Annotated in this window: 29 protein-coding genes; 23 read left to right on the top strand and 6 right to left on the bottom strand. The window is 65.0% G+C overall.

Annotation, left to right across the window (positions count from 1 at the left end):
- Nucleotides 1-74 precede the first annotated feature (74 nt).
- The 7 genes from L5876_RS10345 (at nt 75) to L5876_RS10315 (ending at nt 4522) form a co-directional block, all read left to right on the top strand.
- Nucleotides 75-1214, top strand: a complete 1140-nt coding sequence (locus L5876_RS10345; RefSeq protein WP_236956271.1) for an iron-containing alcohol dehydrogenase — start codon at nt 75-77, stop codon at nt 1212-1214.
- On the top strand, nt 1211-1642 hold the full coding sequence (locus L5876_RS10340) for a thioesterase family protein (protein WP_236956270.1): 432 nt from the start codon (nt 1211-1213) through the stop codon (nt 1640-1642). The genes L5876_RS10345 and L5876_RS10340 overlap by 4 nt, the downstream gene beginning before the upstream one ends.
- Nucleotides 1643-1727: 85 nt before the next feature.
- Complete coding sequence (locus L5876_RS10335) at nt 1728-1880, top strand: hypothetical protein (protein ID WP_236956269.1); 153 nt, start codon at nt 1728-1730, stop codon at nt 1878-1880.
- Nucleotides 1877-3013, top strand: a complete 1137-nt coding sequence (gene zapE / locus L5876_RS10330) for a cell division protein ZapE (RefSeq protein WP_236956268.1) — start codon at nt 1877-1879, stop codon at nt 3011-3013. Before L5876_RS10335 ends, zapE begins: the two co-directional genes overlap by 4 nt.
- A complete protein-coding gene (locus L5876_RS10325) occupies nt 3013-3684 on the top strand; it encodes an O-methyltransferase (RefSeq protein ID WP_236956267.1) in 672 nt (223 codons plus the stop codon). The genes zapE and L5876_RS10325 overlap by 1 nt, the downstream gene beginning before the upstream one ends.
- A 5-nt stretch (nt 3685-3689) precedes the next feature.
- Nucleotides 3690-4160: a hypothetical protein gene (locus L5876_RS10320; protein WP_236956265.1), complete on the top strand. Its 471-nt coding sequence runs from the start codon at nt 3690-3692 to the stop codon at nt 4158-4160.
- Nucleotides 4157-4522, top strand: a complete 366-nt coding sequence (locus tag L5876_RS10315) for a TfoX/Sxy family protein (protein WP_236956263.1) — start codon at nt 4157-4159, stop codon at nt 4520-4522. The genes L5876_RS10320 and L5876_RS10315 overlap by 4 nt, the downstream gene beginning before the upstream one ends.
- On the opposite strand, the gene L5876_RS10310 is transcribed toward L5876_RS10315, so the two are convergent.
- Entirely contained in the window at nt 4519-4962 is a 444-nt protein-coding gene (locus L5876_RS10310) for a DUF6265 family protein (RefSeq protein WP_236956262.1), read from the bottom strand. The two genes, L5876_RS10315 and L5876_RS10310, sit on opposite strands and share 4 nt — an antisense overlap.
- Before the next feature lie 90 nt (nt 4963-5052).
- Here L5876_RS10310 and L5876_RS10305 point away from each other — a divergent pair, with 90 nt between their 5' ends.
- Together L5876_RS10305 and mdh are read left to right on the top strand one after the other, a co-directional pair.
- Complete coding sequence (locus L5876_RS10305) at nt 5053-5814, top strand: helix-turn-helix domain-containing protein (RefSeq protein WP_236956261.1); 762 nt, start codon at nt 5053-5055, stop codon at nt 5812-5814.
- A 78-nt stretch (nt 5815-5892) separates the two neighbouring features.
- Nucleotides 5893-6855, top strand: a complete 963-nt coding sequence (mdh, locus tag L5876_RS10300) for a malate dehydrogenase (protein ID WP_236956260.1) — start codon at nt 5893-5895, stop codon at nt 6853-6855.
- A 240-nt stretch (nt 6856-7095) separates the two neighbouring features.
- On the opposite strand, the gene L5876_RS10295 is transcribed toward mdh, so the two are convergent.
- The gene (locus L5876_RS10295; RefSeq protein WP_236956259.1) at nt 7096-7593 is read right to left on the bottom strand and encodes a tryptophan-rich sensory protein; all 498 of its coding nucleotides are present in this window, start codon (nt 7591-7593) and stop codon (nt 7096-7098) included.
- A gap of 167 nt (nt 7594-7760) precedes the next feature.
- Between L5876_RS10295 and L5876_RS10290 the strand changes: the two genes are divergently transcribed.
- The gene (locus L5876_RS10290; protein ID WP_236956258.1) at nt 7761-8312 is read left to right on the top strand and encodes a GNAT family N-acetyltransferase; all 552 of its coding nucleotides are present in this window, start codon (nt 7761-7763) and stop codon (nt 8310-8312) included.
- A 1258-nt stretch (nt 8313-9570) separates the two neighbouring features.
- Here L5876_RS10290 and L5876_RS10285 read toward each other — a convergent pair.
- Nucleotides 9571-10314, bottom strand: a complete 744-nt coding sequence (locus L5876_RS10285) for a LytTR family DNA-binding domain-containing protein (protein WP_236956257.1) — start codon at nt 10312-10314, stop codon at nt 9571-9573.
- A 176-nt stretch (nt 10315-10490) separates the two neighbouring features.
- On the opposite strand from L5876_RS10285, the gene L5876_RS10280 reads away from it, so the two are divergent.
- The 4 genes from L5876_RS10280 to L5876_RS10265 all read left to right on the top strand — a co-directional run bounded on the left by L5876_RS10280 (nt 10491) and on the right by L5876_RS10265 (nt 13385).
- Complete coding sequence (locus L5876_RS10280) at nt 10491-11072, top strand: DUF2306 domain-containing protein (RefSeq protein ID WP_236956256.1); 582 nt, start codon at nt 10491-10493, stop codon at nt 11070-11072.
- 81 nt (nt 11073-11153) lie between these two features.
- Nucleotides 11154-11612, top strand: a complete 459-nt coding sequence (locus L5876_RS10275; RefSeq protein WP_236956254.1) for a DUF2141 domain-containing protein — start codon at nt 11154-11156, stop codon at nt 11610-11612.
- A 108-nt stretch (nt 11613-11720) separates the two neighbouring features.
- Nucleotides 11721-12449 carry a hypothetical protein gene (locus tag L5876_RS10270; RefSeq protein ID WP_236956252.1) on the top strand — a complete coding sequence of 243 codons (729 nt, stop codon included), beginning with the start codon at nt 11721-11723 and terminating at the stop codon, nt 12447-12449.
- A gap of 45 nt (nt 12450-12494) precedes the next feature.
- Entirely contained in the window at nt 12495-13385 is an 891-nt protein-coding gene (locus L5876_RS10265) for a DUF1036 domain-containing protein (RefSeq protein WP_236956251.1), read from the top strand.
- A 5-nt stretch (nt 13386-13390) separates the two neighbouring features.
- Here the strand turns inward: L5876_RS10265 and L5876_RS10260 are convergent, their stop codons facing one another.
- Together L5876_RS10260 and L5876_RS10255 are read right to left on the bottom strand one after the other, a co-directional pair.
- A complete protein-coding gene (locus L5876_RS10260; RefSeq protein ID WP_236956250.1) occupies nt 13391-14026 on the bottom strand; it encodes a DUF1109 domain-containing protein in 636 nt (211 codons plus the stop codon).
- Nucleotides 14023-14574 carry a sigma-70 family RNA polymerase sigma factor gene (locus L5876_RS10255; protein WP_236956249.1) on the bottom strand — a complete coding sequence of 184 codons (552 nt, stop codon included), beginning with the start codon at nt 14572-14574 and terminating at the stop codon, nt 14023-14025. The genes L5876_RS10260 and L5876_RS10255 overlap by 4 nt, the downstream gene beginning before the upstream one ends.
- 309 nt (nt 14575-14883) lie before the next feature.
- On the opposite strand from L5876_RS10255, the gene L5876_RS10250 reads away from it, so the two are divergent.
- The 4 genes from L5876_RS10250 to L5876_RS10235 are packed head-to-tail and all read left to right on the top strand — an operon-like array spanning nt 14884 to nt 17364.
- Nucleotides 14884-15180, top strand: coding sequence for a DUF2282 domain-containing protein (locus L5876_RS10250; protein ID WP_236956248.1), 297 nt, complete (start codon nt 14884-14886; stop codon nt 15178-15180).
- A gap of 23 nt (nt 15181-15203) precedes the next feature.
- Nucleotides 15204-16064 (top strand): DUF692 domain-containing protein, encoded by an 861-nt coding sequence (locus L5876_RS10245; RefSeq protein ID WP_236956247.1) that lies wholly within the window; start codon nt 15204-15206, stop codon nt 16062-16064.
- Nucleotides 16057-16782, top strand: coding sequence for a DNA-binding domain-containing protein (locus L5876_RS10240; RefSeq protein WP_236956246.1), 726 nt, complete (start codon nt 16057-16059; stop codon nt 16780-16782). Before L5876_RS10245 ends, L5876_RS10240 begins: the two co-directional genes overlap by 8 nt.
- A gap of 3 nt (nt 16783-16785) precedes the next feature.
- On the top strand, nt 16786-17364 hold the full coding sequence (locus L5876_RS10235; RefSeq protein ID WP_236956245.1) for a DoxX family protein: 579 nt from the start codon (nt 16786-16788) through the stop codon (nt 17362-17364).
- Here L5876_RS10235 and L5876_RS10230 read toward each other — a convergent pair.
- Nucleotides 17352-17945, bottom strand: a complete 594-nt coding sequence (locus tag L5876_RS10230) for a YceI family protein (RefSeq protein ID WP_236956244.1) — start codon at nt 17943-17945, stop codon at nt 17352-17354. The two genes, L5876_RS10235 and L5876_RS10230, sit on opposite strands and share 13 nt — an antisense overlap.
- A 70-nt stretch (nt 17946-18015) precedes the next feature.
- On the opposite strand from L5876_RS10230, the gene L5876_RS10225 reads away from it, so the two are divergent.
- From L5876_RS10225 to sucD, 5 genes are all read left to right on the top strand, one after another.
- Nucleotides 18016-19290, top strand: a complete 1275-nt coding sequence (locus tag L5876_RS10225) for an MFS transporter (RefSeq protein WP_236956243.1) — start codon at nt 18016-18018, stop codon at nt 19288-19290.
- A gap of 108 nt (nt 19291-19398) precedes the next feature.
- Nucleotides 19399-20595 (top strand): ADP-forming succinate--CoA ligase subunit beta, encoded by a 1197-nt coding sequence (gene sucC, locus L5876_RS10220; protein WP_236956242.1) that lies wholly within the window; start codon nt 19399-19401, stop codon nt 20593-20595.
- A gap of 9 nt (nt 20596-20604) precedes the next feature.
- A complete protein-coding gene (locus L5876_RS10215; RefSeq protein WP_236956241.1) occupies nt 20605-20931 on the top strand; it encodes a hypothetical protein in 327 nt (108 codons plus the stop codon).
- The gene (locus L5876_RS10210; RefSeq protein WP_236956240.1) at nt 20928-21374 is read left to right on the top strand and encodes a thioesterase family protein; all 447 of its coding nucleotides are present in this window, start codon (nt 20928-20930) and stop codon (nt 21372-21374) included. The genes L5876_RS10215 and L5876_RS10210 overlap by 4 nt, the downstream gene beginning before the upstream one ends.
- Before the next feature lie 16 nt (nt 21375-21390).
- The gene (gene sucD, locus L5876_RS10205) at nt 21391-22287 is read left to right on the top strand and encodes a succinate--CoA ligase subunit alpha (protein ID WP_236956239.1); all 897 of its coding nucleotides are present in this window, start codon (nt 21391-21393) and stop codon (nt 22285-22287) included.
- The last annotated feature ends 177 nt before the right edge of the window (nt 22288-22464 follow it).

Genomic DNA, 22464 nt, shown 5'->3' with positions numbered 1-22464 from the left:
GGGGAGCGTCAAATTGTGGAACGACGCGCCATACCCTCTTTTCCTTTCCCCCCGCCCGCACTAGCGTTCCGGGCATGTCCGCTTTCGAATTCCGCACCGTCCCGCACATCGTCTTCGGTGAAGGGACCAGCCGGCAGCTGGCCGAAAAGGCCGCCCCGGTCCTGAAATCCGCGCGCCGTCTCTTTGTCGTCACCGACAAGGGGGTGCGCGCCGCCGGGCTGATCGACGCGCCGCTCGCCGCGCTCGAGGCGGCGGGCTTCACGCTTGAAACCTATGACGACGTGGTCGCCGATCCGCCCGAAGCCATGGTGCTCGAGGCCTCGGCACGCGCGAAGGCGTTCGGCGCGGAGGCCGTGCTGGGCTTTGGCGGCGGCAGTCCGATGGACACGGCCAAGATCGTCGCGCTGCTGGCCACCGGGGATCAGCCCCTGTCGGAGATGTACGGTGTCGACAAGGTCCGTGTGACCGGTCTGCCGCTGATCCTGGTGCCGACCACGGCCGGGACGGGCAGCGAGGTAACCAGCGTCGCCGTGATCACGACCGGCGCGACCTCGAAACGGGGCATCGCCTCGGGCGCGCTCTACGGTCAGATGGCGCTGCTGGACCCCGAACTGACGCGCGGCCTTCCCAGGCATGCGACCGCGGCGACGGGCATCGACGCCATGGTCCACGCCATCGAGGCGTATACGAACAAACGCTCGAAAAATCCGGTGTCGGACGCGCTGGCGCTGACCGCGATGAAGCTTCTGCAGGGCGCGATCGAGCGCGCCTGCGCTGACGGGAATGACATGGCGGCGCGCGGCGACATGCTGCTCGGTGCGATGCTGGCCGGTCAGGCCTTCTCCAATTCTCCGGTCGGCGGGGTGCATGCGATGGCCTATCCGCTGGGCGGGATTTTCCACGTGCCGCACGGGCTGTCGAATTCGGTCGTGCTGCCGCCCGTCCTGCGTTTCAACGCGCCGGTGGCAGAAGCTCAGTATTCGGAGATTGCCGGTCATATCGGTCTTAAACCCTCCTCCGCCGCGCTGATCGACGAGATGGAACGGATCGCCGAGGCGGTCGGGATCGAGCGGCGATTGAGCCAGCTCGGCATCAGCCATAATGACGTGCCGCGCATGGCCGAGGATGTGGCGGCGAACGATCGCCTCCTGCCCAACAACCCGCGCGAGATGGGCTATGACGATATCGTCGCGATGTATGAGGAAATCCTGTGAGCGGACCGCAGCGCACGCGCGGCGACTATCGCTGGTGGGACCGGATCGCGACCCGCTGGAACGATAATGACGTCTACGGACACATGAACAATGTCGTCCATTACGCGCTCTTCGATACGGCGGTAAACCGCTATCTGATCACCGAGGCCGGGCTCGACATCCATGGCGGCGCGGTGATCGGGCTCGTCGTGGAGACGGGCTGTCAGTATTTCGCCGCGCTGGCCTATCCCGAAACCGTTGAGGCCGGGGTGCGTGTGGCACGGATCGGCAATTCCTCCGTGACCTACGAGATCGGGCTCTATGCGGAGGGGGCGGACAGCGCGGCGGCCGAGGGCCGCTTCACCCATGTCTATGTCGACCGGCAGACCCGCCGGCCTGTTCCGCTGCCGGCGGAGATGCGCGCGGGGCTGGAGCGTATTTCAATCTGATTTTCTCCCCCCACCCCAACCCTCCCCCACTGGGGGAGGGAGGGATCGCACAACGTTTTCCCTCCCCTTCCAGGGGAGGGTCAGGGTGGGGTCACTTGCTTCCGGCGCACACCGCTGGCATGACGCGGACATGCGCGAGATTCAACGCCCCGCCTTCCTGATTGCCGCCGTCGTCATCACGCTGGTCCTGACCGGCACGGCGCTGGCCCTGGTCATGATGCCGGGCGTGGCGGGGTGACGACACCGCTCGACCGCTGGCAGGCCCGCGTCGAGGCCGGAACGCTTGCCCATGATGCCGGGCAGGAAGAAGCCGCCAAGGCCCTGACCGCGCTGCACGACCGCCTCGCGAACTGGCGGCCCGAGGGCGGATTGTTCCGCAGGGCCGAGCCGGCGCCGAAAGGCCTCTATCTCTGGGGCGGGGTCGGGCGCGGCAAATCCATGCTGATGGACCTGTTCTGCGCGCATGCTCCGGTCAGCCCGAAGCGGCGGGTCCACTTCCACGAATTCATGCAGGACGTGCACGCCCGCATCGGGGCCTGGCGCAAGCTGGACGCTTCCGAGCGCCGCAAGCGGCCCGAGCATGTCCGCGGGGCGGGCGACGATCCGATCCCGCCGGTCGCCAAGGCGATTGCGGACAGGGCGCGGCTTCTCTGCTTCGACGAGTTCCAGGTCACCGACATCGCCGATGCGATGATCCTCGGGCGGCTGTTCGAGCAGCTGTTCGAACGCGGGATTGTCGTGGTCGCGACGTCGAACCGGGAACCGGACGATCTTTATACGAATGGTCTCAACCGCCAGCTCTTCCTGCCTTTCATCGCGATGCTGAAAGAGCGGCTTCAGGTGCTGGAGATCGATGGCGGGGCAGACCACCGCCTGCGGCAGCTGACGGCTGCGCCGGTCTATTATTCGCCGCCCGACCCGGACGCGATGGACGCGGCCTGGGACCGGCTGACCTCCGGCGCGGAGCCGCAATCGTGCACGCTGACGGTTCAGGGCCGGGCGGTTCCGGTGCCGCGCGAGGCGGCGGGCGTGGCGCGCTTCACCTTTCCGGAATTGTGCGCCCGGCCGCTGGGCGCGGCGGACTATCTCGCCGTCGCGGCGCGCTTCCACACCGTGCTGATCGACGGCGTGCCGCAACTCTCGCCGGACAAACGGAATGAGGCGAAGCGTTTCGTCACATTGATCGATGCGCTCTACGAGGCGAAAACCAAGCTGGTGATGAGCGCGGCGGCCGAGCCGGACGCGCTTTATCCCGCGGGCGACGGGTCGTTCGAGTTCGAGCGCACCTCGTCGCGCCTGATCGAGATGCGGTCGGAGGACTACCTGGCCGCGGCGCATGAAGCGAAACTGGAAGCGGAGGGCGAGGACTGATGTCGCGATCCATCGGACTGAACGAGACACTGACCGACTATCTGCGGACGATGAACCCGGAAGAGCATCCGGCGCTGAAGCGCTGCCGCGCGGAGACGGCGACGCGCGGCGATGCGCGCATGCAGATCAGCCCGGAGCAGGGCGCGTTCATGGCCTTCCTCGCCGGGCTGACCGGCGCGAAGATCGCGGTCGAGGTCGGTGTCTTCACCGGCTATTCCGCGATGTCCGTCGCGATGGCGATGAAGGGAAAGTACGGCGAACAGGCCCGCGTCTATGCGCTCGAGAAAGACCACGACCTGATCGCGCTGGCCGAGAAATACTGGGCCGAGGGCGATGTCGACGACGTGATCCAGCCCATCCTCGGCGATGCCCGGAAGACGCTGGCCGAACTGGCCGCCGAAGGGCTGGCCGAGAGTGTCGACTTCATGTTCGTCGATGCCGACAAGACCGGCTATGGCGACTATTACGCCGCCGCGCTGACCCTGCTGCGTCCGGGCGGGATCATCCTCTTTGACAATGTTCTCTGGGGCGGCAGCGTCGCCGACCCGGCCAAGCATGACGCCGACACCGAGGCGCTGCGGGCGCTGGCCAAACGCGTGCGCGACGACGACCGGGTCGATCAGGTCTTCACCGCGATCGGCGACGGCCTGCTCATCGCGATGAAGCGATAAGGGGGGTGCGTCCAGCCCTGATCCTCGGTTTCGCCGCGCTGATGTTCACCGCGATCCCGTGGTTCGTCGCGGCGAATTTCTGGAGTTTCGGCGATCCGCCGGCCCGGACCCAGTTCGCGCCGCGCGCCGACGCAGTCGTGGCGCGGATCGAGACCGAGGCGGTTGGCACCAGCCCATTCGTGAATGTGCTGGTCTGGATGGAGCCGGTGGAGGACGGCGGTTTCGCGACGGGACGGCGGCTGATCGCCGACGATCTCGCCTCCCGCCTGCCGCGCGAGGTTGACGCTGTCGAGGCGGACTATGCGCCGGGCACCGTGATGAATGTCAGGGTCACGGACGATGCCCTCTATCCCGCGACGATGGGCTTCTTCGACTATGCCGCCTGGTTCGTCACGCTATTCTGCCTTGTGGTCGGAGGTGTCGGCCTGTTCGGCGTCTTCGTCTCCTTCCGCATGGTGCTGGAGGGACGGGGATGAGCCTCAGCCCGGACTATCAGGACTTCCTCAGCGAGCTGTTCGAGCCGATGGGCGGGGTGCGTTTCCGCAAGATGTTCGGCGGGGCGGGCGTGTTCCATCAGGGGCTGAATTTCGCGATCGTCGCGGACGACACGCTCTATTTCAAAGCCGATGAAACGACGTTCGCCGATTTCGACGCGGAAGGCTGCGGCCCCTTTGTCTATTCCACCGACCCCTACAAGGCGATGACCGGCTACCGGCTGGTGCCGGAGCGGCTTTATGACGAGCCGGACGAATTCACGGTATGGGCGCGCAAGGCCTTTGCCGTGGCGATGCGTGCCGATCTGAAAAAGCCGCCGGCGAAGCGGAAGTTCACCGGCTAGTCGATCACGCGGGTCCAGACGAAGCTGAAGCTCTGTTCACCGCTCATGTCTGAGATGGTGGCGGTCATCGTGTCGCTTTCGCGTGTGTAGCGGATGCGCTGCGGGAAGTCGTGCTCTTCGTTTTCGAACACGGCATGGCTGTCACCGGTCTCGACGAGGCGGAAACAGGTCGCCGGTCCGCCATTCGGCTGGGCGCAGTATTCGCCTTCACCGGCGTCATTCCACACGATGCGGAGATATTCGAAGGCGCGAGCCTCGCCATCGACGAGGGTGCGATTGACGCCGAGGAAGAGGCCACCATGGCCGTCGGTCCAGATCTCCTCGGTGACCTGCGGGCCGGGCCCGGACGTCCAGTGACCGGTCATGAAGTCGAATTCGCCGGCGAGCGCTGGGGCTGTCAGGGTCGTGGCGAGGGCGAGGGCCGCAAGGGTGACGCGCATGGAAAGCTCCGTTCGTGTTGTGCCCGCAGGCTAGACCGGCTTTTCTGATCCGGTCTTGAACAATCCGGACAGGGCTCGGGATATCTGGTGATGAGTGAAGCGCATTATGATTTCCGCCCGGCTTCGGGGGCGTTTTCCGCGATTGCCGAAGGTGTCTGGCATTTGCGGTCCGGCGCGCGCGGATCGCAGGTGATCGCGCCGGACGGGTGCTGCGAGATCATCGTGCACCGTGGCGCGGTGCCCATCGAACACCGGGCAGATGGTTCCTCCACGCGCCAGCCGGACGCCTTTCTCTACGGTCCGCTGACCCGGGTCCTGCGGATCGAGCAGGACGCCGACATGGAGGTGTTCGCGGTCCGGCTGCGCCCCTGGGCCGTCGGGGCCTTCACCGCGCGGCCGGCGGAGTGGCGGGACCGGCTTGTCGGCCTCGCCGAGCTCGGCCTTGAGCTGACTGCAGACACGTTCGATGATTTCGCCGCACAGGCCGAGGCGAAGCTGACACCCCTGCCGCTTCCAGACGCCGCCGGGACGGTTCAAGCCGCCATTGCCAGAATGGAATCGGGTGCGCTGGCTTCTCTTGACGCTGCGGCGGACGCTGCGGGAATCACGGTGCGGACGCTGGACCGGCGGTTCGAACGCGTGGCCGGGCTGACGGCGGCGATGTATCTGCGGCTCGTCCGCTTTCACCGGGCAAGGGATGCGATCAAGGCCGGGGCGGGGCGTCTGAGCGATGTTGCCGCCGACGCCGGCTATGCCGATCAGGCGCATATGACGCGGGATTTCCGGCGTTTCGCGGGTGAAACGCCGAAGCTGGTCCGCCAGCCTGCGGCGTTTGATCCGCTCTACCGCTAGCAACCCGCCTTGCCGCAAGTCCGGCGCGGCGCTAAACCGGCGCGCAAGTTTTTCCGCATTTGCGAAGGAGACGCGCCCATGGCCCGCAAGAAGATCGCCCTTATCGGTTCCGGCATGATCGGGGGCACGCTCGCCCACGTCGCCGCGCGCGAGGAGATGGGCGACGTCGTCCTGTTCGACATCGCCGAAGGCACCGCCAAGGGCAAGGCGCTGGACATCGCCGAAGCCAGCCCGGTGTTCGGCAAGGACTCCAACCTCAAGGGCGCGTCCGACTACGCCGCCATCGCGGGCGCCGATGTCTGCATCGTGACCGCCGGCGTGCCGCGCAAGCCGGGCATGAGCCGCGACGACCTCCTGGGCATCAACCTCAAAGTCATGAAGGCCGTGGGCGAGGGCATCAAGCAGCACGCGCCGGACGCTTTCGTGATCTGCATCACCAACCCGCTCGACGCGATGGTCTGGGCGCTGCGTGAATTCTCCGGCCTGCCGCACAACAAGGTCGTCGGCATGGCGGGCGTGCTCGACAGTGCACGTTTCCGCTGGTTCCTGGCCGAGGAATTCGGCGTGTCCGTCGAAGACGTGACGGCCTTCGTGATGGGCGGGCATGGCGACACGATGGTGCCGCTGCTGCGCTATTCCACGGTTGCGGGCATCCCGGTGCCGGACATGGTGGAAATGGGCTGGTCCTCGAACGAGAAGATGGACGCCATCGTCGACCGCACCCGCAAGGGCGGCGGCGAGATCGTCGGTCTCCTGGGCAATGGCTCGGCCTATTACGCCCCGGCGGAAAGCGCCATCGCGATGGCGAAGTCCTATCTCAACGACAAGAAGCGCATCCTGCCCTGCGCGGCGCACCTGACCGGCCAGTTCGGCGTCGACGACCTCTATGTCGGCGTTCCGGTGGTGATCGGCGCGGGCGGTGTGGAGAAGGTCGTCGAGATTTCGCTCAATGCCGACGAACAAACCATGTTCGACAGCTCGGTCGATTCCGTGAAGGGCCTCGTCGAGGCCTGCAAGGGCCTGGAACCGAGCCTCGCCTGATCACCTTACGGCGAGTTCATGGATGTGACGTTACGGTGAGTTAAGTCTGGTGACGTTGATCGGTCATATATGAAGATTAGTGAGATTCCCGGGACGCAATAGGGGCGTCTCACTCTTATCCGAGAGAGACTGGCCGCACCCTCACCGGTGCGGCCATTTTCTTTGGTGATCCAGAGAGAGGAATTTGTTGCTCGCGTTCGCGAAACGAAAAACCGGTCCCCACTTTTTCTGCGAACGCTTCTAGAGCCCCGTATTCAGCCGCATCAGTTCGAAGCTGGCGGCGAGGGCATAGCTCTGGAAGATCAGGGGCAGCCACAGGAAGGCCCCGGCGCCGACGCTGGCGCGTCCGACGGCCCAGGCTGCGAAGACGGTCGTCACCCAGGAAGCGAGAACGGCCAGCAGGCCAAGCGACAGGTCGCGCATGAAGAAGAAAACAATCGTCCAGGCAAGGCCGCAGACGATCGTGCCGAGCACGCCGGCCGCGCCGAGCCAGCGCCAGCCTTCGCGGCCGAAGCGCTCGACGCTCCACAGGGCGAAGGCGAGCAGCATTGTCTTGGCGACCCAGAACATGGTCAGGAGGCCGCCGGGGAGCAGCCAGGCGGGCCGGTCGAGGTCCTGATAGACCCAGTCATAGGCACCAGCCGCATTCGCGCCGCCCGCGATCAGCCCGGTAAAGGCCGCGGTCAGGACGAAATAGACAGCCAAGCGTCCCACGGTGGGACGTTCGCGACCGGACAAGGCGTGCTCCTTCATCATGCGTACGCGTTTGACATGAGGGCGGTGCAATTGCCGGGCCGCAATGGGGCGGAACATGTGCAATGCAGTTCACCTGTCGGTCATTTCACTTGCGCGCGTCCGCCGAGCGGGGCCTTCTCCATGTCACACAGGGACAGAGCGAGGCGGAGATGAGCATCGACACATCGACATTCGGACCGAGGCTGGAGACCGAACGTCTCATCCTGCGCCCGCCGGTCGAGGCCGATTTCGAACCGCTCGCGGCGGCGATGCAGGACGAGGAAAACACCCGTTATATCGGCGGTGTGCAGAACCCGCCCCAGGCCTGGCGCGGGCTGATGGCGATCATCGGCCACTGGGCGGTGCGCGGCTATGGCTTCTTCTCGGTGCTGGAAAAGGACACCGGCCAATGGGTCGGCCGCGTCGGCCCGTGGAATCCGCATGGCTGGGTGCAGCCGGAAGTCGGCTGGACGATCGCCCGCGCGCATTGGGGCAAGGGCTATGCGAGCGAGGCGGCGTCGGCCTCGATCGACTGGGCGTTCGATCACCTCGGCTGGGACAGCGTCATCCACCTGATCGATGAAAAGAATACCGGCTCGATCGGCGTGGCGAAGAAGCTCGGCTCCTACCATACCGGCCAGCAGGCCGAGGTCGCGGGCTTCGGCATGATCGTCGATGTCTGGGGCCAGACGCGTGACGAGTGGCGGGGGCGTCGGGGCTAGAGGGTTTCCGAATCCTCACGCCAGCCGATTGATCCCAAATTTCGGGAAGAAATTTCTAATTGCGACGCATTGAATCCAAGGCTTCGTACACTTCGGCCCAATGCTCCGGTTCGGGATTCTCCTGTTTGAATCTCTCCGCTTCTTCCGACGGGAGTTTCAAGTACCAAATAACGAACTTTGATCGGTAGCTGATCGCCTCACTTCTCTCATGAACATCTGTGTGATCTCGCGGCAGGAAATCTGGAAATTTTTGCCAAGGTGGTATCACTTCCGTTCTCCATACCGGTTTCGTCGTGATGACGCTCCCCGGTTTCGCGAAGCGAAGACCGGGGTCCACAAAACTTAGATCATGGCTCCCGGACCGGCTCCGCCATCCGGGAAACGTCATTTTTGAAGTCATAGGGTTCCCATGCAAATGGGAACCTGAAGCATGCACCCGGTTTCGGATTCCCAATGCCTGTTCCCGCGCAGGCGGGGATTTCTGGAACCCCGGGAAAAAGAAACGCTCACCCCACCCCGCTCCCGTCTTGCTGACGCAAGCCGCTCGCATCCCTCCCCTTCAAGGGGAGGGGGAACGCCAATTGAAGCCAGACACTCGGCTGAAGAACATGCCAAAAATGATTGTACCTTAAGTCTTTGGATTCAGGGTTCAATCACGACAGGAGCGATCCGACTCCGTACCACCTCGAAATTTGGGGCCATATGTCTCGACTACGCCGCGTAGTACCTCTGCCCACATCAAGTCTTGCGGGCGGGACTCGTCATTTTGCGTCAAATTTATCGTGATTGAATTTTCTCCAGGTGGTATTTGATAATTATCAACGCGCCCTATCCATTCAATAGATATTGGAGAGCAATAAAAACCTTCAATTTCTATGGTGCTTTCGGAATCTGTAATTGCAAAATTGACAGCAGGCGTTCCGGTTCCGAAAATGTTGGACCGCGTTTCGGAAACAATAAACTCTTCTCCCGCTCCAATTGGTTCATCGGATGACGACCGAATGAACACCTCCACATTGTAATACTGCAATTGATCGGATGATGAGTTCTGATCGCATCCTGTTATTGGGAACGCGAAGAGAAAAAGAAACAGAGGTCTTATCGCCACCGTCAATGCTCCCAAAGTGACCGTTCAAATTCTCAAGAGCGGATTCGCATTTCGTCAGGGACGCCATCGTTCGTTGCCCTGAGATCATTGTTGTAATTTATCTCGGAGTCGTCACCCCACCCCGCTCCCCTTCGAGGGTAGGGGAAGCGCCTATAGCCAGCCTTTTTCGCGCAGTTTCGGGACATTCGCCCGGCTGACCGGGGCTTCGATCCCGCCCTTCAGCGTCAGCACGGCCTGCGACCCGTCGCGGCGGGCGTCGGTGATGGCGGACCGCGCCACCCACCAGGAGCGGTGGGTCTGTTCGCCCTCGAGTGCGGACGCCGCGGCGATGGCGTCCGACAGCCGCATCAGGATCAGCGCGTCCCCCGCCGAGGTGTGGACGCGCAGATAGTGGTCCTCCGACTGCAGCGCATGGAGGTCCGCCGTCCTCAGGCGAACGGGCAGCTTGTCGGTCAGGGTGCGGGCAATGATCGGCTCGGCCGACGGCCCGGCGGCAGCCGCCGTCTGACGGTCCATCAGCCAGGTCAGAAAGGTGACGGCTGCAGAAATCACCCAGACAAAGAAGAAGACGACCGGCCAGACCCACATCGGGCTGGGGTCTCCAAACAGGGCCTGCAGGGTCAGGACCGCCGCGGACACAGGAATGGAGATCAGGAGCGACAGAACCGGATAGCTGATCCAGTCCGGCAGGCCCGGCGCATGGCGTTCGAGCAGGGCCGCACCGATATTGCCGCACAGACCGCCCCAGGCAATCAGGCCGGTCCAGTAGAACCAGACCCAGGGCCAGCGCATGCCGTCGGTCTCGTAAGGGGCGAGGAAGGCCAGAAACGTGCCGACGCCGACGATGAATCCGGCGCCCGGCAGCAGCTGCTTCGCCCGCTCGATCCACGTCATGCCTGTCAGCCCCCTCCATTCGCGATACGCGAATGGAAAACTAGCGCCATTCGCGTCGGGAGACAGCCCGCTTGCGAAGATGAAGTTTTCCCGCCCGCCGCCGCCGGGCATCGCTTGCCTCGTCGAACACGGCCGGCCCGGTCAACCGGGTGCCGGCGCAGATTGGAGGAAGCGACATGAATGGTCAGGTCCAAATCACTCGAGACGACAAGCCCGTCAGCGGCATGCGCTCGGTCCTCATGAATCTCGGCGGCGGTTTCGCCGCACTCTCGGTCGTGCTGCTGCTGGTCTACTGGCAGGCGACGGACGGCAATCTTGGTCTTGTCGGAAACCTGTTCGGATCGGTCGACTGGTCGATCAATCCGGATTTCGGGGCCTTCGCGAAAGCGCCCTGGGTGATCCAGCTGCACGCCTCGACCGCAATCGGCGCGCTCGTGCTCGGCACGGTCCAGATGTTCGCGCCCAAGGGCACGATCCCGCACCGCACGGTCGGCTATGTCTGGGCCGTGCTGATGGTGACGACCGCGATCTCGGCGATCTTCATCCGGCAGATCAATGACGGCGGCTTCAGCTTCATCCACATCTTCGTGCCGCTGACGCTGATGGCGGTCTACGGGATGATCGCCAATGCCCGCCGCGGCCTGATCAACAAGCATCGCAATGCGGTCTACGGCGCCTTCTTCGGTGCGCTGGTCATCCCCGGCCTGTTCGCCTTCATGCCCGGCCGCCTGATGCACGTCATGCTGTTCGGCGGCTGAGCCCGCCCCGCAATCCAAACCTCAACCCGCACACACACACGCCGGACGGACGATCCGTCCGGCGAGCAAAGGAGAACTGCCATGAATACCCTGATGTCTTCCCTGATCCTCGCCGCCACCGCCGCCCTGTCCGCGACGGCGGTCACCTCCCCCGTCCTGGCCGATGACGCCAGCATCACCGTCACGGTCGAGGAGATCCGCGATGGCGGCACGCTGGAAGTCGCGCTCTACAACAGCGCGGAGTCCTGGGACGGCGACGAGCCGCTCTCCTTCGACCGCGCCGAGCCGGTCGACGGCCGGGTGACGCTGACCTTCGACGGGCTTGAAGCCGGCGAGTATGCGATCCGCATCTATCACGACGAAAATGCCGACCGGCAGTTCAACATGAATTTCATGGGCGTGCCGACCGAGGGCTATGGCTTCTCGAACAACCCCTTCCCGCGCTTCCGGGGCGCCCGCTACGACGAGGCGGTCTTTACGGTCGCCGAAGGCGAGGCCCGCGAGGAAAGTGTCGAGCTGATGGGCGGCGGATACTGGTAAGCCTTCGCGTCACGCAGACGTGAAGCGAATGACGCGCTTGTCAGCCCCTTCCTCACTGGCGCGTGTCACACTCTCCCCCGGATCTGAATTTCCGGGGGAGAGTTCCTTTTGAAACCGATCATGATGGCCGCGCTCGTGGCCCTTGTCCTTCCCGCTGCGGCGCTCGCGCAGGACGACTGGCGCACCGAAGCAGCCGCTCGCCTGCCCGACACCGGCGAAATGAATCTGCAATTCATCAACCAGGGCGAGGTTGACGGCTATATGCGCCTCGGCTGGCGCCGCAATGGCGAGCGGATCGAGATGTTCGACCGCACCATGATGATGAGCGGCGACATCTTTGAATCCATGACCGCCGCGATGACGGACGGCGATTTCGCGCCGCTGGAAACCGTCATCCTGTGGCATCAGGAATCGGCGGTCATGACGCTCGATACGGTCGCTTCCGATGGCCGGGTGACAGGTATTCAGACCATCCTCCGCCCCTTGAGCGGCGAGCAGAGCGCGCCGATCGCGCTGGACCTGCCCGACGGGACGATGCCGCGCGCGGCGACTTTCGTGCTGGCCCCCTTCATGGGGCTCGCACCGGGCGACTCCGTCACCTATGTCTGGTATGCGGTCATGGCCAATTCTGTCGCGACGGTGACGGTCACGGCGTTCGAGGGCGGGGCGGTCGACACGCCTGCGGGCCGCTATGAAGACACGCTGCGCCTCGAAGTGCGCGGGACACAACCGGAGAACGACATCTTCGTTTCCGGCGGCGAAGTGGTCCGGATCGATGTGATCGGCCGCGACATGACCTTCCTGCGCCGGCCCGATCCCGAGCCCGCGGCGCAATAAGCATTCGGGCTGACAACCATCGCAAGTTGTGACTAACTTGCGGCCATGACGCGTCTGATCATCCTGTTATCCCTGCTGGTTTTCGGCGGCGCGGCTGCCGAGGCGCAAGGCCGCCCCGTGTTGATGCGATTGTGCAATGACACGTCCTTCGCGGTCGGGGTCGCTGCCGCCTATGACACCAATCCGTCGGGCGGACGGCGCGCGGAAGGCTGGTTCCGGGTCGAGGCGAATGCGTGCCTCGAAGGCGCGATCCACGGCGTGGTCGGCGACCGGATGGCGCTCGCCGCCTTCTCCGGCACCTGGCAGTGGCCGGCGGGCGAGGGCGATTTCGCGCACTGTCTTCCCGCCGAAGGCTTCAACACGGGTGTGCTGGACGCCCCGCCCTGCGGAGACAGGACGCGCCGGGTGGGGTTCTCCACGCAGACCGTCCGGCATTTCCGGCAGGAATGGGGCGTCGTGGACTGGCGGATCGGCTGCAGCGATCTCGCGCAAGACGGGGACTTGTGTGCCGCCACGCCTGCCGCGGCCGACGGCATGGCCGAACCGCTCAGGACGGTCGAGCTTTGCGTCTTCGCGCCGGGCGGCGCGGAGGTCGCGACGGCGGCGCGCGAAGCGAGCGGCTTCTGGCGTGTGTCAGGCTGGGCGCATGTCGAGGACGGGACGTGCGCACCGATCTGGCGCGGCTTTCCGGACGACAGCCTTGTCCACTGGATGACGCGGGTGCCGGACTCCCCGCTCGCGGAGGATGATCCGCAAAGTTACGACGATGCGGCCTTTTGCGTCTCCGAAGGGCCGTTCGCGGTCACCGCCACGTCGGACCGGATATCGGACGAGATGTACTGCCCGCCCGAGGTCCCGCACGCGACCGGCTTCACCAGCTATCGCTTTGCACGCAATGTCTCGCACTTTCAGGCATTTCTGCGCCGCAGGCAGTAGCGGGTCTACCAGCGCAGCAGGCGCGGTCCGGCCAGTGCGCCCAGCCCTGCCACGATGAGCAGGGCGAGCTGATACCAGACCGCCAGGAAGGTCAGGCTCGCCTCGTTGCAGCTGAGCGAATAGACCGCCGCTCCTGCCGCGCCCGCGAACAAGCCTGCCGCCAATCCCGCCAGATGCAGACGCGTGGGCGCCATTCGGCGCAGGACAAGCAGGCTGCCCGCGAAGACCGGAAGGGCGGTCAGGACGACGAATGGCAGGCACCGCTGGATCGAATGTCCCATCAGGAGGTCCATCCGATTGCCCGGACCCGCGAAGGCGAGGTTCGCGAGACCGACGAAGAGCAGCAGAATGACGAGCGCTCCCGCTGCGATCAGGCCGGGGGCGGGAGACCGGCCAGGTCGTGATGCGGCGGACAGGGCGAACCAGCCCGCCGCCGCGATCGCCGTCATGGCGATCAGCTTGATCCAGAAGGAGGGCAGGACCAGCGCCGCGGGCATGTCCGGCCGCATGCCGATCAGGATCGCCAGACCGGCCGCCGAAACCAGCAAGGCCGGGAAGACGAAGCGAAGGGCGAGGCTGGCCGGGCGCACGGGGCGGACCGGTTCGAGCGCGCCGACGAGATCATCGATGGGGTCGGTCATGATCGCTCCTCTTCATTCGACGCGGCGTGCGCAGCGGCGGCTTTCAGGCCGCGATGGGCGCTGACCTTCACGGCGGACTCGCCCGCTCCGAGCCGTTCCGCTGCTTCCCGCGCCGTATGGCCCTGGAGGTGGATGAGCCGGATCGCCGCGGCCTGCTTTTGCGGCAGGCGGGCCAGCATGGCGTCGACATCGATGCGGGCGAGCGTGGCTGCGGCGTCATCGGTATCCGCCGCAAAATCGTCCTCCCCGAGCGGTATCGTCTCGCGGCGCTTGTGGCGCCGGTAGTGGTCGATGAGCTTGTAGCGCGCAATCCCGTGCAGCCATGCCCCGAAGGGCAGGGTCGGGTCATAGGTCGCGCGTTTCTCATGCACCGCCATCAGCGTGTCCTGTACCAGATCCTCGGCGCTGCCCGGATCTGCCGAGAGGCGCCGTGTGAAATAGCCGATCAACCTGACACGTGCCGTTTCGAGCACGGCGCGATAGGCCTGCCGGTCGCCCGACTGGGCGAGCACCATCAGCGTTCCGAGCGTGACTTCCGTCCGGGACATGAGCGTCTCTATCAAGGCCTTTCGCCGACAATCGCGAAATGGTTACACGGCGCGCTGCATTCCGTCTTGCCATAAGCGTTCCGAATGCCGGGCGCTGCGTCCGCGATTGTCCGGTCACGGTGACGTGATCGACATGTGATGAACAGAATAGAATTATATATTTCAATTATTTGAGAGGTTCTCGTGGGGTGCGTTACCTGCCGTGCCCCTTCGCGCTGTAACGATCCTCCCGGCCCGTTCGAAAAGCCCGGTGTGACCCTGATGAGCGGGATCACGAGGGACCAATTTCATTCGAACGGAGACTCTCCCATGAACACAAGCACCAAACTCGCCGCCCTGACGGCGTCTGCCTTCGCCCTGTCGCTCGCCGCTTCTGTCGCGCATGCCCAGGATGCCGGCGACATGAGCCCCGAGGGCCAGGAACGCTGCTATGGCGTTTCGCTCGCCGGCGAAAACGATTGTGCCTCGACCGGCAACAATTCCTGCGCCGGCACGTCGACCGTCGATTATGACGGCAATGCTTGGAAATATGTCGACGAAGGCACCTGCGAGGACATCCAGACCCCCTATGGTCCGGGTTCGCTGACGCCGGTCGAGCGCCCGTAATCCGGTTACGGAGCGTTTCCGTGATGATCACCTCCACCCGCCTCCCTCCCCGTGCCATGGGGGCCGGGCTCGGACTCAAGCCGGCGCATTACCGCGCCGTGCTGGAGTCCGACGCTCCCGGCCTCTGGGTGGAGGTGCATCCGGAAAACTACATGCTTCCCGGCGGTCCGCGCCTTCATTGGCTTGAAGCCATCGCACAGCGGCATCCCGTCTCCCTGCACGGTGTTTCGCTGTCGCTCGGCGGCGCGGACCGGCCGGACCCGGACCACCTCAAATCGCTTCGCGAACTGATCGACCGCTACCGGCCGGCATTGGTGTCGGAACACCTCGCCTGGTGCCGGCATGACGGCATCTATTACGGCGATCTCCTGCCACTGCCTTATACAGCCGGGGCGCTCGACCGCTTCTGCGATCATGTCGACGAGGTGCAGGACGCGCTGGGCCGGTCGATCCTGATCGAGAACCCGTCGCTCTATGTCGATCTCAAGGGCGATATGACGGAGACGGAGTTTCTGGTCGAGGCCGTCCGCCGGACGGGCTGCGGCCTGCTGCTCGATCTCAACAATGTCTTCGTCACGGCCATCAATCTGAAGCGCGATGCGCTTGGGTATCTGGAAACCTTTCCGCTCGATGCCGTTGGCGAGATCCATCTCGCGGGGCACGAGACCGACCCGGACGGGAGCCTGCTGATCGACACGCATGGCGCGCCGGTCGCGGATGCCGTCTGGTCGCTCTACCGCGAAACGATCGCGCGCACCGGTCCGGTGCCGACGCTGATCGAACGCGACAACAATCTGCCGCCCTTCGTGGAGCTGATGGCTGAGCGCGAGAGGGCTCAGGCCCTGCTTGAATACGCGGACGAGGCCGCTCTGGCCGATGCGTGAGGCAGGCTTTCACGACTGTTTCGCTTCCATGCTGCGCGGCGGGGACACAGTGACGGTCGCGGCCTTCGCGGGCGGCACTCTGACCGGATTTCCCGTCTACCGGAATTCCGTCGTGCGCAGCGCGATCGAGGTTCTGGGCGACAATTATCCTGCGGTCCGGGCGATGTCCGGCGAAGGAAACTTCGCCGCGCTCGCCAAGGCCTACTGGACCGCTCATCCGCCCCGGGACGGCGTAATGGCGCACTACGGATCCGGCTTCGCGGATTACATCGCCGCGGAAAGCCCGCTCGGCATGCCGTCCATCCTTCCCGATATTGCCCGGCTCGACCGGGCCTGGAGTGAAGCGCATCTGGCACCGGATTCGGCCATTCTTTCGCCGGGCGCACTCGCCGGTGTCGAACCGGAGCGGCTCGCCGATCTGACACTCCGCCTTCATCCGAGCGTCCGTCTGCCGCGCTCCGATCGGGCACTTCATGCCTCATGGGCCGCGGCCCGGTTCGAGGGGCGGATGGTGAAAGCCGGGCCGGAATCCGGCGAGACCGTTCTGGTCTGGCGGCCGTACCAAGAAGTGCGTCACCGGGCGCTCGAGCCCGTCGAAGCCGCGCTTCTCGATCAGCTTGCGGCCGGGGTTGCGCTTGGACTTGCTGCCGAGCGAGCCGGCTGCGGCATCGAAAGTTTTATCCGCCTTCTGAAAGACGGCGTTTTCGCGAGGGACTGACCCATGACATCACACCTGCAAAACCTGCCGCTGATCGGTTCAGCGGCGCGGCTTCACGCGGCCGTCTTCGGCACCGTCGAACGCGTCGTGTCGCACGACGCAATGGCCTTCTTCTTTCGCCTGACGATCGCGGGCGTGTTCTGGCGCTCGCTTCTGACGAAGGTCCAGACCTTCGGCCTGCTGGGCTATACCGAGCTGATCAACGACTTCCCGGTGCAGCGCTATCACGTGAAGCTGCCGGTCCTGCCGCTCGATCTTCGGCCGGCCGTGATCGGCCAGTTCGAGACTGACTTCGCGCTCCCGATCATTCCGGGCGAGGTCGCGGCGTGGATGGCGACGCTGGCGGAATTCGCCCTGCCGATCCTGATCGTGCTCGGCGTGTTCACCCGCCTGTCCGCGCTGGGTCTGCTCGCGATGACGCTGGTGATCCAGATCTTCGTCTTCCCTGGCGCCTGGTGGAGCGCGCACGCGCTCTGGGCCGCGCTGTTGATCTATCTGATCGCGCGCGGTGGCGGGGCATGGTCGCTCGACGGGCTGGCGGGACGTTGCTCGCCCCGCCGTCTGACCGATCAGCGCTCGTAGACGAGATAGGCGCTGACGGCACCGACCGGCGAGACGGAATCGAGGCCGGCGAGGGATTCGAGCAATTCCACCGCATTGCCGAGGCCGAAATCGCGGGCATCGACCATGACCGGTTCGGCCGTGGCGACAATGACCGTGTCCGGTCCGGCACGCGTCACGAGCACATCGGCGTAAAGCGTGCGCGGCGTCGACACGATCGTGACCGTCAGGGTCAGCTCGGTGCGCCGCGTTTCGCCGATCTCCATGTCGTCATAGGCGTCGAGATCGATCTGGGTATCGACCGACAATTGCGGGTGCTGGGCGCTCTGGAAGAAGTGCTCGACCATGCGGCCATTGCGGACATCGACCCAAGTTTCGAGGGTTTCGGTCTGGGCGGCGACATGGGCATTGCCCTCCTCGCTCACCGAGCCGGTCAGCGTGCCGAAATGGCTGGCTTCCAGTACGGTTGCGTTCTTCACCGAAACGAAGCTCAGCGCGGAACTCTCCGCGTTCAGCGTCCAGCTGCCGGAGGGCTGCGAACAGGCCGCGAGTGCCACAAGGCTGCCGAGAATCGCGAATAACAGGGACCGCGGCTTGAACATGGGAACGCTCCGTGATGGGTTGCGACAGGTTTCCGGTGTCACTTTCATAGCATGAGTTAGGGCGCGCGCCTTGGCCTTCTACCGCAATGTTCTCGTCCTGATGATCTCGATGGCGCTGCTGCATGTGGCGACCGGTGGCCTGGCCGTGGTGCTGCCCGTCGCGATGGCGGCCGACCAGTGGTCCGGCCTCGCCATCGGTGCCGTCGCGGCGGCCTATGCTGGCGGCTTCATGGCCGGGGCGATCTACGCGCCGCGCTTCATTGCCCGGGTCGGACATATCCGCGCCTTCGCCGCCTCGGCCGGCGTGGCCGCGGCGGTGACGCTGGTGCTCGGCCTCGATACGCAGGCGCTTCTGTGGTTCCTCGCGCGCTTCGCCTTCGGCTGTTCCACGGCGGTGATGTTCGCGGTCGCGGACAGCTGGATCGCCGACGTGACACCGGCCAACCGGCGCGGCTCGGTGTTCTCGATCTACCAGATTGCGGGCCGGGCAGGCCTCGTCATCGGTCCCTTCCTGCTGGCGGTGCCGGGCATGGATCTGACGCGCGCCTTCCTACTGATCGGCGTCTTCATGGCGCTGGCGCTGGTGCCGATCACCGCGACCCGCAAGGACCAGCCGCGCGCGCCGCGCCCGGTCATGATCATGCCGAGCAAGCTGATCCAGATCGCCCCGGCGGCCGCGGCCAGCGTGTTCGCCGCCGGCATGGTCAATTCGGGGCTTCTCGCCTTCGTTCCGATCTGGGCGGAGCGGCTTGGCCTGCCGGAAGGCGAGACTCTGACGTCCGGCATGGCGCTCGGGGCTGCGCCGCTCGTCATGGCGGCGATCTATGTCGCGGCGATGGCCAGCCAGTGGCCGGCCGGCAAGCTGTCCGACCGGATGGACCGGCGACTGGTGATTGCGGGTCTCGCCGGAACGGCAGGCGCGATCACACTCCTCCTGATGGTGTTCGTCGATCCGGGCCTGACGCTGGGGCTGATCCTGATCGCGCTGTGGGGCGGGACGGCGCTCATTCACTACGGGATCGGCGTCGCGCACGCGAATGACCGCGCCGAGCCGGAAGACCTGCCAGGGCTCGCCTCCTCGCTGCTTCTGACCTGGGCGATCGGATCCGTGATCGGTCCCTTCGTGGCCGGCGCCTTCTATGCCAGCCCGATGGGGATGCGCGGCGTCTTCCTCTATGCTGCGGTCTGCCTGTTCGCGCTGACCGGCCTCATGTTCATCCGCAGCCGCGTGAAGCCCGCCGCGCCGAAGGACGAGCGCGAGGACTTCAAGGATATCCGCGCCACATCGCCGGTTCTGGCCGAGGCCGAAGAGACGGCCGGCTACGATAGCGGCGAGCCGGAATAGGCGGGCTGGCCGCTCGCGTTGCACCGCACCATCGCGGTGTTATAAGCGAGGCCTGCATTCCGGCCGTTCAACGACCGATTCCCATTCCGGACTGAAGGCTCGCTTCCCATGAACATCCACGAATACCAGGCCAAGGCCCTGCTGAAATCCTATGGTGCGCCGGTTGCCGACGGCGCTGCCGCGATGACCCCGGCCGAGGCCGAAGCCGCCGCGAAAATGCTGCCCGGACCCCTCTGGGTCGTGAAGGCGCAGATCCATGCCGGCGGCCGCGGCAAGGGCAAGTTCAAGGAAGCCGAAGCGGGCGAAAAAGGCGGTGTCCGCCTCGCCAGGTCGGTCGCCGAGGTTCGCGAATTCGCCACGCAGATGCTGGGCAACACGCTGGTGACCAAGCAGACCGGCGAGGCCGGCAAGCAGGTCAACCGCCTCTATATCGAGGACGGGGCCGACATTGCCCGCGAGCTTTACCTGTCCTGCCTTGTCGACCGCGCCAATGGCCGCGTCGCCTTCGTCTGCTCGACGGAAGGCGGGATGGACATCGAGGCGGTCGCCGAAGAGACGCCGGAAAAGATCCACACCATCCATGTCGACCCGGCGGCAGGCTATGCCCCTTATGTCGGCCGCAAGATCGCCGCAGCGCTGAAACTCGAGGGCGACCAGGTCAAGCAGTGCGTCAAGCTGATGGGCCAGATCTACAAGGCCTTCACCGAGAAGGACATGAGCCTTCTGGAGATCAACCCGCTGATCGTGACCGAAAAGGGCAATCTGCACGTGCTCGACGCCAAGGTCGGGTTCGACAATAACGCGCTCTACCGTCACCCGGACATCGTCGAGCTGCGCGACCTGACCGAGGAAGACGACAAGGAAATCGAGGCCTCGAAATACGACCTCGCCTATATCGCGCTCGACGGCACGATCGGCTGCATGGTCAACGGGGCGGGTCTCGCCATGTCGACCATGGACATCATCAAGCTCTACGGCGCGGAGCCGGCGAATTTCCTCGATGTCGGCGGCGGCGCGTCGAAGGAAAAGGTCACGGCGGCGTTCAAGATCATCACCGCCGATCCCAACGTCAAAGGCATCCTCGTCAACATCTTCGGCGGCATCATGAAGTGTGACGTGATCGCCGAAGGCGTGATCGCGGCGGTGAAGGAAGTCGGCCTCAAGGTTCCGCTCGTCGTGCGCCTCGAAGGCACGAATGTGGAGAAGGGCAAGAAGATCCTCTCCGAATCCGGGCTCGACGTGATCCCGGCCGACGATCTCGACGATGCCGCGCAGAAGATCGTCGCGGCGGTTCAAGGGAAGTAGGCGGGCAGCATGATGCTCGTCCTTTTCATCCTCATGTCGGGTGCCGGGATCGGCGCGGCCTGGTGGCTGCGCGACCGCATCCGGTCATGGCGATGGAATGTGTTCGCCGCGCTGTTGATGATGGGGCTGCTGGCGCCGATGTTCGCCGGCCAGCTTGTGGCGCTGATGCTCAGCGGCGCGGTGGAATCCAGCATCAATGCGTGCCGCGAGGCAGGCGGGACGAACTGCAATGCCTCGACCCAGTGGCTGATCCTGCCGCTGATTGCCGGTATCGCCGGCGGGGCGGGCTGGTTCTGCGGCGCGCTGGGCTTCAAGTTCACGGGGGTCGAGGGATGAGCGCCCGCTCCGATTTCACCTATTTCCACACCGTGCGCGTGCGCTGGTCCGAGGTCGATCCGCAGGGGATCGTCTTCAACCCGAACTATTTCGTCTATGTCGATCTGGCGCTGACCGAGTATTTCCGCATGCTCGGCTATGGCGGATCCGCCTTCGAGCAGGACGGGATCGAGTTCTTCACCGTCAACGCCAATTGCGACTACCGGTCGCCGGCGCGATTCGACGAGGAGATCGAGATCGGTTTCCGCGCCGCGCGCTTCGGCAATTCGTCCATGACCTATGCCTTTGCCATGTTCCGCGGCGACACGCTGCTGACCGAAGGCAGCATGACCTATGTGTGCGCCGACATGACCACCCGCCGCCCGGCCCCCGTGCCGGCGCACTTCATCGCCCGTATCACCGAATTCGAAAAGACGCCGCCCGCGCGGCCGCAAGCTGCCTGAACAAGGAACGCCATCCATGTCCGTACTCGTGAACAAGCATACCAAGGTCATCTGCCAGGGCATCACCGGCAAGAACGGCACCTTCCACACCGAACAGGCCATCGAATACGGCACCGCCATGGTCGCCGGTGTGACGCCGGGCAAGGGCGGTCAGGACTGGGAAGGCGCGGGTGCCAAGCTGCCGATCTTCGACACGGTCGGTGAGGCCAAGGATGCGACCGGCGCGAATGCGACCGTCATTTACGTGCCGCCCCCCTTCGCGGCGGATGCGATCCTCGAAGCCATCGACGCGGAGATCGAGCTGATCGTGACGATCACCGAGGGGGTGCCCGTGGCCGACATGGTCAAGGTGAAGCGGGCGCTGACCGGCTCGAAGTCGCGGCTCGTCGGGCCGAACTGCCCGGGCGTGATCACGCCGGGCGAATGCAAGATCGGCATCATGCCGGGCCATATCCACAAGCGCGGCTCGGTCGGCATCGTGTCGCGTTCGGGCACGCTGACCTATGAGGCGGTGAAGCAGACGACGGATGCCGGTCTCGGCCAGACGACCTGTATCGGCATCGGCGGCGACCCGGTGAACGGCACGAATTTCATCGATTGCCTGGAGCTTTTCCTCGGCGACGACGAAACGAAGTCGATCGTGATGATCGGCGAGATCGGGGGCTCGGCGGAAGAAGAAGCGGCGGAATTCCTGAAAGCCGAGGCCAGGAAGGGCCGCAAGAAGCCGATGGTCGGTTTCATCGCCGGGCGCACGGCGCCGAAGGGCCGCACGATGGGCCATGCCGGCGCGGTCGTGTCCGGCGGCAAGGGCGGCGCGGAAGACAAGATCGAGGCGATGAAGTCGGCCGGGATCGTGGTCTCCGACAGCCCGGCGCGCATCGGCGTCACGCTCGCGGAGATCGTGAAGGGCTGATCCCTTCCGTCAGGATTTGCGTTTCAGGCGCGGCCCCGGGAAGGGGCCGCGCCTTTGCTTTGCGCGCCCGCTCGCCGCATGCATCGGGCGAGGCAAAACTGTCAGCATGTGTCAGGGCCCTTTTTTCCTATGCAGAAGGGCGTAAATGGGGAGGGAACGGTGCGTTAAGACGCGTGC

Source organism: Hyphobacterium sp. SN044, from assembly GCF_021864465.1.
In the GTDB taxonomy this organism is placed as follows: Bacteria; Pseudomonadota; Alphaproteobacteria; order Caulobacterales; family Maricaulaceae; genus Hyphobacterium.
This window is presented reverse-complemented; position numbering and strand designations above follow the sequence as displayed.

Coding starts and splice junctions, on each gene's coding strand:
- L5876_RS10345 (WP_236956271.1), top strand. CDS start 75: ATGTCCGCTTTCGAATTCCGCACCGTCCCGCACATCGTCTTCGGTGAA.
- L5876_RS10325 (WP_236956267.1), top strand. CDS start 3,013: ATGTCGCGATCCATCGGACTGAACGAGACACTGACCGACTATCTGCGG.
- L5876_RS10315 (WP_236956263.1), top strand. CDS start 4,157: ATGAGCCTCAGCCCGGACTATCAGGACTTCCTCAGCGAGCTGTTCGAG.
- L5876_RS10310 (WP_236956262.1), bottom strand. CDS start 4,962: ATGCGCGTCACCCTTGCGGCCCTCGCCCTCGCCACGACCCTGACAGCC.
- L5876_RS10305 (WP_236956261.1), top strand. CDS start 5,053: ATGAGTGAAGCGCATTATGATTTCCGCCCGGCTTCGGGGGCGTTTTCC.
- mdh (WP_236956260.1), top strand. CDS start 5,893: ATGGCCCGCAAGAAGATCGCCCTTATCGGTTCCGGCATGATCGGGGGC.
- L5876_RS10290 (WP_236956258.1), top strand. CDS start 7,761: ATGAGCATCGACACATCGACATTCGGACCGAGGCTGGAGACCGAACGT.
- L5876_RS10285 (WP_236956257.1), bottom strand. CDS start 10,314: ATGACGTGGATCGAGCGGGCGAAGCAGCTGCTGCCGGGCGCCGGATTC.
- L5876_RS10280 (WP_236956256.1), top strand. CDS start 10,491: ATGAATGGTCAGGTCCAAATCACTCGAGACGACAAGCCCGTCAGCGGC.
- L5876_RS10275 (WP_236956254.1), top strand. CDS start 11,154: ATGAATACCCTGATGTCTTCCCTGATCCTCGCCGCCACCGCCGCCCTG.
- L5876_RS10265 (WP_236956251.1), top strand. CDS start 12,495: ATGACGCGTCTGATCATCCTGTTATCCCTGCTGGTTTTCGGCGGCGCG.
- L5876_RS10260 (WP_236956250.1), bottom strand. CDS start 14,026: ATGACCGACCCCATCGATGATCTCGTCGGCGCGCTCGAACCGGTCCGC.
- L5876_RS10255 (WP_236956249.1), bottom strand. CDS start 14,574: ATGTCCCGGACGGAAGTCACGCTCGGAACGCTGATGGTGCTCGCCCAG.
- L5876_RS10250 (WP_236956248.1), top strand. CDS start 14,884: ATGAACACAAGCACCAAACTCGCCGCCCTGACGGCGTCTGCCTTCGCC.
- L5876_RS10245 (WP_236956247.1), top strand. CDS start 15,204: ATGATCACCTCCACCCGCCTCCCTCCCCGTGCCATGGGGGCCGGGCTC.
- L5876_RS10240 (WP_236956246.1), top strand. CDS start 16,057: ATGCGTGAGGCAGGCTTTCACGACTGTTTCGCTTCCATGCTGCGCGGC.
- L5876_RS10235 (WP_236956245.1), top strand. CDS start 16,786: ATGACATCACACCTGCAAAACCTGCCGCTGATCGGTTCAGCGGCGCGG.
- L5876_RS10230 (WP_236956244.1), bottom strand. CDS start 17,945: ATGTTCAAGCCGCGGTCCCTGTTATTCGCGATTCTCGGCAGCCTTGTG.
- sucC (WP_236956242.1), top strand. CDS start 19,399: ATGAACATCCACGAATACCAGGCCAAGGCCCTGCTGAAATCCTATGGT.
- L5876_RS10215 (WP_236956241.1), top strand. CDS start 20,605: ATGATGCTCGTCCTTTTCATCCTCATGTCGGGTGCCGGGATCGGCGCG.
- L5876_RS10210 (WP_236956240.1), top strand. CDS start 20,928: ATGAGCGCCCGCTCCGATTTCACCTATTTCCACACCGTGCGCGTGCGC.
- sucD (WP_236956239.1), top strand. CDS start 21,391: ATGTCCGTACTCGTGAACAAGCATACCAAGGTCATCTGCCAGGGCATC.